This window comes from Uniformispora flossi (assembly GCF_049534875.1).
Classification (GTDB): domain Bacteria; phylum Actinomycetota; class Actinomycetes; order Streptomycetales; family Streptomycetaceae; genus Yinghuangia; species Yinghuangia aomiensis.
On record NZ_JBMULZ010000005.1, the window covers coordinates 433,219 to 444,918 of the forward strand.

Annotated in this window: 12 protein-coding genes; 7 read left to right on the forward strand and 5 right to left on the reverse strand. The window is 71.2% G+C overall.

Going from position 1 to position 11,700, the window contains the following annotated elements; genetic code table 11:
• Positions 1-31: 31 nt before the first annotated feature.
• Entirely contained in the window at positions 32-349 is a 318-nt protein-coding gene (locus ACPA54_RS14585; RefSeq protein WP_345680912.1) for a hypothetical protein, read from the reverse strand.
• A 288-nt stretch (positions 350-637) separates the two neighbouring features.
• Here ACPA54_RS14585 and rpsF point away from each other — a divergent pair, with 288 nt between their 5' ends.
• The 6 genes from rpsF to ACPA54_RS14615 all read left to right on the forward strand — a co-directional run bounded on the left by rpsF (position 638) and on the right by ACPA54_RS14615 (position 5,132).
• On the forward strand, positions 638-928 hold the full coding sequence (gene rpsF / locus ACPA54_RS14590; protein WP_345680913.1) for a 30S ribosomal protein S6: 291 nt from the start codon (positions 638-640) through the stop codon (positions 926-928).
• A 48-nt stretch (positions 929-976) separates the two neighbouring features.
• Complete coding sequence (locus ACPA54_RS14595) at positions 977-1,555, forward strand: single-stranded DNA-binding protein (protein ID WP_423529656.1); 579 nt, start codon at positions 977-979, stop codon at positions 1,553-1,555.
• A gap of 62 nt (positions 1,556-1,617) precedes the next feature.
• A complete protein-coding gene (rpsR, locus tag ACPA54_RS14600; protein WP_003978893.1) occupies positions 1,618-1,854 on the forward strand; it encodes a 30S ribosomal protein S18 in 237 nt (78 codons plus the stop codon).
• Positions 1,855-1,871: 17 nt separating this feature from the next.
• The gene (gene rplI, locus ACPA54_RS14605; protein WP_345680915.1) at positions 1,872-2,318 is read left to right on the forward strand and encodes a 50S ribosomal protein L9; all 447 of its coding nucleotides are present in this window, start codon (positions 1,872-1,874) and stop codon (positions 2,316-2,318) included.
• Positions 2,319-2,509: 191 nt separating this feature from the next.
• Positions 2,510-2,716 (forward strand): heavy-metal-associated domain-containing protein, encoded by a 207-nt coding sequence (locus ACPA54_RS14610; protein WP_423529660.1) that lies wholly within the window; start codon positions 2,510-2,512, stop codon positions 2,714-2,716.
• Positions 2,717-2,927: 211 nt separating this feature from the next.
• Positions 2,928-5,132 (forward strand): heavy metal translocating P-type ATPase, encoded by a 2,205-nt coding sequence (locus ACPA54_RS14615; protein WP_423529880.1) that lies wholly within the window; start codon positions 2,928-2,930, stop codon positions 5,130-5,132.
• 16 nt (positions 5,133-5,148) lie between these two features.
• Here the strand turns inward: ACPA54_RS14615 and ACPA54_RS14620 are convergent, their stop codons facing one another.
• A complete protein-coding gene (locus ACPA54_RS14620; RefSeq protein WP_423529882.1) occupies positions 5,149-6,501 on the reverse strand; it encodes an MATE family efflux transporter in 1,353 nt (450 codons plus the stop codon).
• Between the two features lie 568 nt (positions 6,502-7,069).
• Between ACPA54_RS14620 and ACPA54_RS14625 the strand changes: the two genes are divergently transcribed.
• Positions 7,070-9,715, forward strand: a complete 2,646-nt coding sequence (locus ACPA54_RS14625) for a replicative DNA helicase (protein ID WP_423529662.1) — start codon at positions 7,070-7,072, stop codon at positions 9,713-9,715.
• Between the two features lie 93 nt (positions 9,716-9,808).
• On the opposite strand, the gene trxA is transcribed toward ACPA54_RS14625, so the two are convergent.
• The 3 genes from trxA to ACPA54_RS14640 all read right to left on the reverse strand — a co-directional run bounded on the left by trxA (position 9,809) and on the right by ACPA54_RS14640 (position 11,492).
• Positions 9,809-10,141: a thioredoxin gene (gene trxA / locus ACPA54_RS14630; protein ID WP_423529664.1), complete on the reverse strand. Its 333-nt coding sequence runs from the start codon at positions 10,139-10,141 to the stop codon at positions 9,809-9,811.
• Positions 10,138-10,569 carry a MerR family transcriptional regulator gene (locus ACPA54_RS14635; protein ID WP_423529666.1) on the reverse strand — a complete coding sequence of 144 codons (432 nt, stop codon included), beginning with the start codon at positions 10,567-10,569 and terminating at the stop codon, positions 10,138-10,140. The genes trxA and ACPA54_RS14635 overlap by 4 nt, the downstream gene beginning before the upstream one ends.
• A 101-nt stretch (positions 10,570-10,670) precedes the next feature.
• Entirely contained in the window at positions 10,671-11,492 is an 822-nt protein-coding gene (locus ACPA54_RS14640) for an alpha/beta fold hydrolase (RefSeq protein ID WP_423529668.1), read from the reverse strand.
• Positions 11,493-11,700 lie beyond the last annotated feature (208 nt).

An 11,700-nucleotide genomic window follows, 5' to 3' on the forward strand; every position in this document is an offset into this window, starting at 1 on the left:
CGGTTGGGCCGGGGCCAGGGGCTACCAGGGGCTACCACAAGCCGCCGTGGGCCATGCTGATGAAGAGTCCGACCGCCGACGCGCCCAGCGAGATCACCAGGACGAAGCGTTCGACCGTGGTCGACGAGATCATCTGCCCGGTGAGTCCGGTGAACACCCCGGCAAGGCCGGTCCACGCACCGAGCATGTGGGCGCTCGGGAAGAACGCGCACACGATCGCGATCACGGCGAACACGAAGGTCACGGCCGCGAAGGTGTTCTCCTTCGTGTGCGGCCTGTCGTCGTGCACGCGGTTGATAGCGGAGAGGTTGAGGGCGGCCAACGGGCCGCGGCGCAGCGTCTGAGCCATCACGCACCTCCAGGGGCGGCCCCTGGGCGATCCGGGTCCGGCACGGGCCCGGCGGTCGCCGCCGGTGGCCTGGGGTACGGACGATTTGTCCGTGATTTCCCTCCCACAGGGTGCAACGCCTCGGCGCCGGATTTCAACACATAGCGTGGGTGCAGGTACGCTGTACCGTCCGCAGCGCCATGGGCGGGCCCCGGTTTTCCGGGGCCGGCCGGTTGCCGCGGCTTACGCGAAGCCCTCCTGTCACGGAAGTCCCGTGGCCGTGTCAGTCCATAGGAGGTGGGTGTTTCCATGCGTAATTACGAGCTGATGGTCATCCTCGACCCGGATCTCGAAGAGCGTGCCGTTTCGCCGCTGATCGAGTCCTTCATGAACGTCGTCCGCAACGGCGGCGGCAAGGTCGAGAAGATCGACACGTGGGGCCGTCGCCGGCTCTCGTACGAGATCAAGAAGAAGTCCGAGGGCATCTACGCCGTCGTGGACCTGGCTGCGGAGCCCGCGGTCATCAAGGAACTCGACCGCCAGATGAACCTCAACGAGTCGGTCATGCGCACCAAGGTGCTGCGTCCCGACCAGCGGTAATCACCGCACTACCGAACCGCTACCGGCAGTAAACGGGAAGGCAAGGGAATGGCAGGCGACACCGTCATCACTGTGGTCGGGAATCTGACCGCCGACCCCGAGCTGCGCTTCACCCCCAGCGGCGCGGCCGTCGCGAACTTCACCGTGGCCTCCACGCCGCGGATGTTCGACCGCCAGACGAACGAGTGGAAGGACGGCGAAGCGCTGTTCCTCCGCTGCTCGGTGTGGCGGCAGGCGGCCGAGAACGTCGCGGAGTCGCTCCAGCGTGGCATGCAGGTCATCGTGCAGGGCCGCCTGAAGCAGCGGTCGTACGAGACCAAGGAAGGCGAGAAGCGGACCGCGTACGAGCTTGAGGTCGACGAGATCGGCCCCTCGCTCCGGTTCGCCACCGCCAAGGTCACGAAGGCCGGCCGGGGTGGCGGCGGCGGTGGCGGCGGCCAGTACCGCGGCGGCGGTGGTGGCGGCGGCTACGGCGGCCCGCAGGGCGGCAACCAGGGCGGCTACGGCGGCCCGCCGCAGGGCGGCCAGGACGCCGACCCGTGGGCGTCCCCCGGAGGAGGCAACAACTCCGGCGGTGGCGGCTGGGGTCCGCAGCCCGGCGGTTACACGGACGAACCCCCGTTCTAGGGCACGGACGGCCCCAGGGCCGACCGGTCCGGACGAAGACTTCTTGATCTGGAGAAAGAGCAATGGCGAAGCCGCCTGCGCGCAAGCCGAAGAAGAAGGTTTGCGTGTTCTGCAAGGAGAAGATCTCCTACGTCGACTACAAGGACACGAACCTGCTGCGGAAGTTCATTTCCGACCGCGGCAAGATCCGTGCCCGTCGCGTGACCGGCAACTGCACGCAGCACCAGCGTGACGTCGCCACGGCCGTCAAGAACAGCCGTGAGATGGCGCTGCTGCCGTACACCAGCACGGCGCGCTGAGAGAGGGTGGACTTGATATGAAGCTCATCCTCACCCACGAGGTTTCCGGTCTCGGCGAGCCCGGCGACATCATCGAGGTCAAGGACGGCTACGGCCGCAACTACCTCATCCCGCGCGGCTTCGCGATCAAGTGGAGCAAGGGCGGCGAGAAGGAGGTCGCCTCCATCCGCCGTGCGCGCAAGGTCCGCGAGATCAAGAGCCTCGAGCAGGCGAACGAGGTCAAGGACCAGCTGGCGGGCCTCAAGGTCAAGCTGGCGACCCGTGCCGGTGACACCGGCCGCCTGTTCGGTTCCGTCACCGTCGCCGACGTCGCTGCCGCGATCAAGGCCGCCGGTGGTCCGGAGCTGGACAAGCGCCGCGTCGAGCTGGGTGCGCCGATCAAGACTCTCGGCTCGCACCGGGTCACGGTCCGCCTCCACCAGGAGGTCTCGGCCGCTCTCGACGTCGACGTCGTCTCGGCCTGACCTGACCGCAACCCCTGGACGCCCGGACTCCCACAGGAGTCCGGGCGTCCGGCGTTTCCGGGGCGGGTGCGGCGCGGCCGGGACCGCACTTGCTTGCCTTGATACCCCTAGGGGGTATAGTTTCGGGTGCGGCAGGGGAAAGCCGCACCCGGCCGGACCCCGCCGCCCCGCGATCCGAGAGGAAAACCGCCATGAGCACCGCGTCTTTCACCGTCACCGGCATGACCTGCGGCCACTGCGTCGCCTCGGTCAAGGAGGAGGTCTCCGAGGTGCCGGGCGTCCAGGAGGTGCAGGTCGAGTTGGCCTCCGGTCTGCTGACCGTGTCGGCCGAGGGCGCCGTCGACGCCGCGGCCGTCGAGGCCGCCGTCACCGAGGCGGGCTACGCGCTCGCCAAGTGAGACCGGGGCGCGCCACGCGTCCTTCAGGGGTACCCGGGATTCTGCCTCCCGGGTACCCCTACCCCGTAGGGATACGAGATCCGGGACGGAAGCCGCCCGACGTGCGGAACACGCCGAAAAGCCGGATGCGTCGACAGGACCGAAGGAGGAGCACGTGACCACCCCGCACGCCGAGACGCGGGCCGCGAGGATCGACCTCGCCCTGGGCGGGATGACCTGCTCCTCGTGCGCGAACCGGATCGAACGCAAGCTCAACAAGCTCGACGGCGTCCAAGCCACGGTGAACTTCGCCCTGGAGACCGCGACCGTCACCTACCCGGCGGACGTCGACCCCGGCACGCTCGTCGCCGCCGTCGAGGCGGCCGGCTACACCGCCACCCCGATCGCCGACGAGCCCGAGGCCCCCGAGGCCGCGGACGGCGCCGAGGGCGAGAGCGGCGAACCGAGGTCGCTGCGCGAGCGCCTCGTCTACAGCGCCCTCCTGACCGCGCCGGTCCTCGTCCTGTCGATGGTGCCCGCCGCGCAGTTCCGCTTCTGGCAGTGGCTGACCCTGACCCTGGCCGCGCCGGTCGTGGTGTGGGGCGGCTGGCCGTTCCACAAAGCCGCCGTGAAGAATCTCCGGCACGGCACCGCCACCATGGACACCCTGGTGTCCCTCGGCACCCTCGCCGCGTTCGTCTGGTCGCTGTACGCCCTGTTCTGGGGCGGCATGGGCGAGCCCGGCACGACCATGTCCTTCGACTTCACCGCCGCGTCGGGCGGGCACGCCGAGATCTACCTGGAAGCCTCGTCCGCCGTCGTCACCTTCATCCTGGCGGGCCGCTACTTCGAGGCCCGGTCCAAGCGGAAGGCCGGCGCCGCGCTCAAGGCGCTGCTGGAACTCGGCGCGCGCGACGTGTCGGTGCTGCGGAACGGGCGCGAAGAGCGCATCCGCGTCGACAAGCTGGCCGTCGACGACCTGTTCGTGGTGCGGCCGGGCGAGAAGATCGCCACCGACGGCGTGGTCGCCGAGGGCTCCTCGGCGGTCGACGCGTCCATGCTCACCGGTGAGTCCATCCCCGTCGAGGTCCGCCCCGGCGACCCGGTCACCGGCGCCACCCTCAACGCGGGCGGCCGCCTCGTCGTCCGCGCCACCCGGGTCGGGGCGGATACCCGGCTCGCCCAGATGGCGCGGCTCGTCACCGACGCGCAGACCGGCAAGGCCGCGGTGCAGCGGCTCGCCGACCGGGTGTCCGGCGTGTTCGTGCCGGTTGTGATCGCGCTGGCCGTCGGCACCCTCGGGTTCTGGCTGGGCAGCGGCGAGGACGCCACGGCGGCGTTCACCGCGGCCGTGGCCGTGCTGGTCATCGCCTGCCCGTGCGCGCTGGGCCTGGCCACGCCGGTCGCGCTGCTCGTCGGCACCGGCCGAGGCGCGCAGCTCGGCGTGCTGATCAAGGGGCCCGAGGTGCTCGAGAACACCCGGCGCGTGGACACCGTCGTGCTCGACAAGACGGGCACGGTCACGACCGGCCGGATGGCACTGGTGGAGACCGTCCCGGCGGACGGCGTCGACGCCGACGAACTGCTGCGGCTGGCCGGCGCGCTGGAGCACGCCGGCGAACATCCGATCGCCAAGGCGGTCGCCGCCGCGGCGGCCGAGCGCTTCGGGACGCTGCCGGGCGTGGAGGACTTCGCCAACCGCGCGGGCCTCGGCGTCGAAGGCGTCGTGGACGGGCACGCGCTGGTCGCGGGCCGTCCGGCGCTGCTCGCCGACTGGGGGCTCGCGCTGCCCGGGGAACTCGTGGCGGCGCTGGACCGTGCCGAGGAAGCCGGGCGCACCGCGGTCGCGGTGGCGTGGGACGGCGAAGTCCGCGGCGTGCTGGTCACGTCGGACACCGTGAAGCCGACGTCGGCGGCGGCGATCGCCGGACTCCGCGACCTCGGCCTGACCCCGGTTCTGCTGACCGGAGACAACGAGCGTGCGGCGCGGTCGGTGGCGGAGTCCGTCGGCATCGACGAGGTCGTCGCCGGGGTGCTGCCGGCGGGCAAGGTCGACGCGGTCAAGGCGCTCCAGGCGCAGGGCAAGGTCGTGGCGATGGTCGGCGACGGCGTCAACGACGCCGCGGCCTTGGCCACCGCGGACCTCGGCCTGGCGATGGGCACCGGCACCGACGCGGCCATCGAGGCGGCGGATCTGACCCTGGTCCGCGGGGACTTGGGTGCCGCGGTCGACGCGATCCGGCTGTCGCGCGCGACGCTGCGGACGATCAAGACGAACCTGTTCTGGGCGTTCGCCTACAACGTCGCGGCGATCCCGCTCGCCGTGGCCGGGTTGCTGAACCCGATGATCGCGGGCGCGGCGATGGCGTTCTCGTCGGTGTTCGTGGTGGGCAACTCGCTGCGGCTGCGCAATTTCCGGTCCACGGCGGCGGTGTAGCCGGGGCGGGCGGTGCTTACTTGCCGCCCCCGTCCCGCACGTTCGCGCCGGTCACCAGCCAGGCGTCCCCGGCCGCACGCCGTCCCAGCAGCACCAGCCGGGTCGCCATGAAAGCCCCCACACCGCACCACCACAAGGCCACCAGCCCACCGCCGAGCGTCAGCACCGCCGCCACGGTCACGGCGAACACCCCCAGCACGATCGGCATCGTCAGCGCCAGGAACCGGCCGTCGCCCGCGCCGATCAGCACCCCGTCCAGCACGAACACCGGCCCGGCGAGCGGCTGGAGCGCGGCGGCGGCGATCAGCACCAGGCCGAGGAGGTGCCGGACCTCGGGGTCGCCGGTGAACCACGGGATGTAGAGCGGCCGCGCGGCGACCACGACAAGGCCGAAGAGCACACCCGTCCACACGCTCCAGACCAGCATGCGGCGGGTCGCCGAGCGGGCGCCCGCGGCGTCGCCCGCGCCGAGCGCGCGCCCGACGATCGCCTGCGCGGCGATGGCGAGCGCGTCGAGGGCGAACGCCAGGAACGTCCAGATCTGCCAGGCCACCTGGTGTGTGGCGATCTCGTTGTCGCCCATGTGGGTGGCGGCGATGGTGGTGATGAGCAGGATGGCGCGCAGGCTCACGGTGCGGACGAACAGCGGGACGCCCGCGGTCGCGGACGCGCGGATCCCGGCCGGGTCGGGGATGAGCGGCGCCCCTGCCGCGCGGGCGCCGCGGATCACGACGGCCAGGTAGGCGGCGCCCATCGCGCACTGCGCCGCGACGGTGCCCCAGGCGGAGCCGGCGATGCCGAGGTGCAGGCCGTAGACGAAGAGCAGATTGAGGGCGAGGTTGGCGGAGAACCCGGCGACCGCGACGACGAGCGGCGTGCGGGTGTCCTGCAGGCCGCGCAGGACACCCGTGGCGGCGAGGACGATCAGCATCGCGGGGATGCCGAGGCTGCTGATCCGCAGGTACGTGGTGGCGTGCGGGGCCGCGGTGGCGGACGCGCCGAACGCGTCGACGATCCACGGCGCCCCGATCGTGCCGGCGGCCAGCAGGACGACGCCGATGAGCGCGGCGAGCCAGATGCCGTCGATGCCTTGGCGGATCGCGCCCTGGCGGTCGCCCGCGCCGAGGAGCCGGGCCACGCCGGCCGTGGTGGCATACGCGAGGAACACGCACAGGTTGACCAGGGTGGCGAGCACGGCGCCGGCGACCCCGAGGCCGGCCAGTTGCGGGGTGCCCAGGTGCCCGACGACCGCGGAGTCGGCGAGGATGAACAGCGGTTCGGCGACCAGCGCGAAGAACGCGGGGACGGCGAGGCGCAGGATCTCGCGGTCCTGGCCGCGGCCGTCGCGCGGGCGCGGAACGCGCGGTATTCGGGGGGTGCGCGCGGGGGCCTCCGCCGGGGCGGCGGCAGGCCGGGGACCGCCGCCGGAGCGCGTCTCGGCGGCGGGTTCGGGGGTTCTTTCGGGGGCACCGTCCACCCATCCACGGTAATCATCCACAGGTAACAACCACAATCGGGTTCTGCCTCTTACTTGTGGATGCGTTCGGTGGTTGTCCACACACGCGGGGCGATTGCCGGTCGATCGGACCGGAAGTTTTTCACATACACAGCCAGTGGATGGAGAAACCGCAGGTCAGAGGCGGTTTCCACAGGTCGGCACGAAGCCGCTCCGGCGCGTCGCACACAGGTTGTGCACAGGACTGGGGGCTGCCTTCCACAGGTTGTCCACAGTTATCCACAGGGGTTGTGGATGACTGCGTTGGAGTACACCCAGTCCACCCGTACGGTGAGGGACTGCACATCGCGTGGTGCGGCGTTTTTGTCGGCCCCGTGCCGTATGAAGGACCCGGGCCCGCACGGCGCCCCGGACCGGCCGGGCACGCGCCGGACCGGACGCCCGCGCAGCGAGGCCCGTAGTCGAGGAAGGAAGCCGCGGCATGAGTGTCTCGGAGTACGAGGACGCTCCTCCGGCCACCCGCGAGGGCTTCGAACGCACTCCGCCGCAGGACATCGCCGCCGAGCAGTCCGTCCTCGGCGGCATGATGCTCTCCAAGGACGCCATCGCGGACGTCGTCGAGAACCTCAAGCCCGTCGACTTCTACCGGCCGGCCCACGAGATGGTCTACAACGCCATCCTCGACCTCTACGCCCGCGGCGAGCCCGCCGACGCCGTCACCGTCGCCGCCGAACTGACCAAGCGCGGCGAGATCGGCCGGGTCGGCGGCGCCCCGTACCTGCACACCCTGATCTCCTCGGTCCCCACCGCCGCCAACGCCGAGTACTACGCCCGCATCGTCCGCGAACAGGCCGTCCTGCGCCGCCTCGTGGAAGCCGGCACCCGCATCGTCCAAATGGGCTACGCCGCCGACGGCGACGTCGACGAGATCGTCAACAGCGCCCAGGCCGAGGTCTACGCCGTCACCGAACAGCGCACCAGCGAGGACTACGCCCCCCTCGCCGACATCATGGAAGGCGCCCTCGACGAAATCGAGGCCATCGGCTCCCGCAACGGCGAAATGTCCGGCGTCCCCACCGGCTTCACCGACCTCGACGCCCTCACCAACGGCCTCCACCCGGGCCAGATGATCGTCATCGCGGCGAGGCCCGCCATGGGCAAATCGACCCTGGCTCTGGATTTTGCGCGGGCCTGTTCCATCAAGCACGCGTTGCCGAGTGTGATCTTCTCGCTGGAAATGGGGCGGAACGAGATCGCGATGCGCTTGTTGTCCGCGGAGGCGCGGGTGGCGCTGCACCACATGCGGTCGGGGAACATGACCGACGAGGACTGGACGCGGCTGGCGCGGCGAATGCCGGACGTGAGTGCGGCACCGCTCTACATCGACGACTCGCCGAACCTGTCGATGATGGAGATCCGCGCCAAGTGCCGGCGCCTCAAGCAGCGCAACGACCTGCGTCTGGTCGTCATCGACTACCTGCAGCTGATGACGGGCGGCGGCAGTCGGCGGGCGGAGAGCCGGCAGCAGGAGGTCTCGGAGATGTCGCGAAACCTGAAGCTGCTGGCGAAGGAGCTGGAAGTCCCGGTCATTGCGCTGTCGCAGCTGAACCGTGGTCCGGAGCAGCGCACGGACAAGAAGCCGATGGTGTCGGACCTTCGCGAGTCGGGCTGTTTGACGGCGGACACCCGCGTGCTGCGTGCCGACACCAATACCGAGGTCACGCTCGGCGAGCTGCTGGAGTCGGGTGCGCGGGACATCCCTGTTTGGTCGATGGACGAACAGCTGCGCATGGTGCCGCGCACGATGACGCACGTGTTCCCCAGCGGGGTCAAGGAGACGTTCGTGCTGCGCCTCGCTTCCGGGCGTGAGGTGAAGGCGACGGCGAACCACCCGTTCCTCACACACGACGGCTGGAAGGCGCTGGGAGATCTGACTGTCGGCGACCGGCTGTCAGTGCCGCGCCGACTTGATCCGCCGCTGTCGCCCGCGGTTATTCCGGAGCCGGAACTGGTCATGCTGGCGCACCTGATCGGCGACGGATGCGTCGCGCCCGGGCAGCCGATCCACTACACCAGCGAGGACCCGGCGAACCTCACAGCGGTGGAGCAGGCGGCCGCGCACTTCGGCATCACCCCGCGGCGGGTGCCGCAGGGCACGTGGTCGCACGTCTACCTGCCTGCCCCGCACCACTTGACGCACGGACGGCGGAACCCGATCGCGGCGTGGCTGGACGGATTCGGGCTCTACGGCAAGCGTGCCCACGAGAAGTTCCTGCCGCCGCAGGTGTTCTCCCTTCCGGATGAGCAGGTGACGACGTTCCTGCGTCATCTGTGGGCCACCGACGGGTCGGTGACCGTGGGCGCGGGAGGTTCGCGACCGGTACGCGTCTACTACGCGACCAGCAGCCGACAGCTGGCCGACGACGTGCAGATGTTGCTTCTGCGGCTCGACATCCGGGCGCGGATCCGCCGAGTGGATCACAAGAACGGGCGGCCGGGTTGGACGGTCGACGTCTCCGGCGCCGACGACCAGCGGGCCTTCCTGACATCGGTCGGGGTGCACGGCGCACGCGCGGCCCGCTGTGCAGAGGCTCTGGAACGTCTGGCGGACGTCCGGGCGAACACGAACCTCGACACGATTCCGCGGCAGGTTTGGGACCGGGTACGGGCGCGCATGGCGGACCGAGGCGTATCCGCGCGGGCGCTCCAGGCGGCCGTCGGATCGCAGTACTGCGGCAGCTCGTTCTACCGGCCGGCGCCGAGCCGTTCGCGGCTGGCGGCGGTGGCGGCGGTAGTCGCCGATGCGGAGCTGGAGCTGTTGGCCACGAGCGACGCTTTCTGGGACGAGGTTGTGTCGATCGAGTCGATCGGCGAGCACCCCGTCTATGACGCGACCGTGATGGGCACGCACAACTTTGTGGCGAACGGGATCAACGTCAAGAACAGCATCGAGCAGGACGCCGACATGGTCATCCTGCTGCACCGCGAGGACGCCTACGAGAAGGAGTCACCCCGTGCCGGTGAAGCCGACTTGATCGTGGCGAAGCACCGTAACGGCCCGACGGCGACGATCACCGTGGCGTTCCAGGGGCACTACTCGCGCTTCGTCGACATGCAGCAGGGATGACGTAGAGGAACAAGCCGCAGCGGTGACGCGGTCAGGGCCCGGCCGACCGACCGGGCCCTGACCGCGTATATCCGGTGCTTTCCCGGAGCCCGACTACAGGGCCCCGGCCAGGTCCGCGAGCAGGCGCTGCTTGGAGCGGGCACCGACCAGCGACTTCACCGGTTCGCCGGCGCGGAAGAGCATCAGGGTGGGCATGGAGAGGACGCCGTAGGCGGCGGTGGTCTCCGGGTTGGCGTCGACGTCGAGTTCGACGATGTCGAAGCCGGGGTCGCCGGCGGCGAGATCGGCGAGGACCGGGGCGATCATGCGGCAGGGGCCGCACCAGCCGGCGGTGAAGTCGACGAGGACGGGGCGGTCGGCGGCGAGGACGTCGGTGGCGAAGGTGGCGTCGGTGACGGCCGGGACGGCGGATGTCGTGGCGCTCATGGCTGGTCCTCCGGGTTCGGCGGGGCCGGGCGGCCCGCGGCGGCAAGGTCGCAGCGCGGCTCGGGGGCCGGTGCGGCGGTGAGTTCGGCGTAGGCCAAGTGGGCGGCGACCTGGTTGCGGACGCGCTGCATCTCGGCGATGCAGGCGTCCAGTTCGGCGAGCTTGGCGCGGTAGACGTCGAGGGACGCCGGGCACGCGTCGCCCGTCGGGTGTCCGGAGCGCAGGCAGTCGACGAACGGGCGGGCGTCTTCGAGCGCGAAGCCGAAGTCCTGGAGGGTGCGGATCTGCTCCAGGAGCCGCAGGTCCGTTTCGTCGTAGTCGCGGTAGCCGTTGCCGGTGCGGCGGGCGGGGAGGAGGCCGCGCGCTTCGTAGTAGCGGAGGGTGCGGGTGGTCATGCCCGCGCGTTCCGCGAGTTCGCCGATGCGCATGGGTGTTCTCCGTCCGCCGGGTTCCGGTCGCCGTCTCCGACGGTAAACGTTGACGCGGGGGTCAACGCCAGGGCTGTCCGGCGGCGGGGGAACGGGGCGGGTCAGGCGCGGTCGAGGAAGGCCCGGACGCGGGTGACGAAGGCTTCGGTCTGCTCGTAGACGACGACGTGGCCGGTGTCGAACTCGTCGTAGGTGCTGCCGGCGATGGCCGCGTGGAGGGCGCGGGAGTTGGCGGCCGGGACGGTGGCGTCCTGTCGGCAGCCGAGGACGAGGGTGTCGGCCGTGATGCGGGGGAGCAGGTGCCGGATGTCCAAGCGCAGGTTGAGCGCGATCTGGCGGAGGGTGTCGGGGGTGGGCTGCATGAAGGCGGCGTTGGCTTCGACGGCGTCGCGGCCGATGGTGTTGAGGTGGTCGCGGCTGAACGCGGTGAGGGTGGCGTAGCGGCCGAAGGCCGCGGGGTTGTCGGCGACGGCCAGCCACACGGTCATCATGTTCCGCAGGTATTCGTCGTCCGGGTCGGACCAGCCGGCCACCAGGACGAGGCGGTCCACGAGGTCGGGGCGGAGTGCGGCGGCCGCGGCGGCGGCGACCGCGCCGAGGGAGAAGCCGAGCACGTCGACGGGGTGTCCGCCCGCGTCCTCGATCACCGCGACGATTTCGGCGGCGAGCTGCTCGATGGCGAGGTCGCCGTCGTTGTCGGACACGTCTTCGACGCCGGAGCCGGACAGGTCGGGCAGGTGCACGGTGTGCCGGTCGGTGAAGGACGGGACGAGCGGGTCCCACATGCCCGAGCCGCCGCCGGTGCCGTGCACCAGGACGAGGTCGCGGCCGGGCGTGGCGCCGGTGGCGGGGTGGGTCGTGTAGCGGATGCGGGCGCTGCCGACGGTGAGCGGCTTGGCGGCGGGGACGACGGTGGACGTCATGGCGGGGGCTCCTTGCGCTGCGGGGTCGTGCCGACGGGAACGACGATGGCAGCGCGTGGAGCGGGGGAGGAGCGGAGCGGTGTGGCTAGGATCCGCGGTCCCAGCCACACCGCGGGGCCGGGGGGGGGCGGGGGGCCCCCCCCCCGGGGGGGGGGGGCGGCGCCGGGGGGGCCGGGGGGCCGGCGGCGCGCCCCCCGACGGCCGGGGC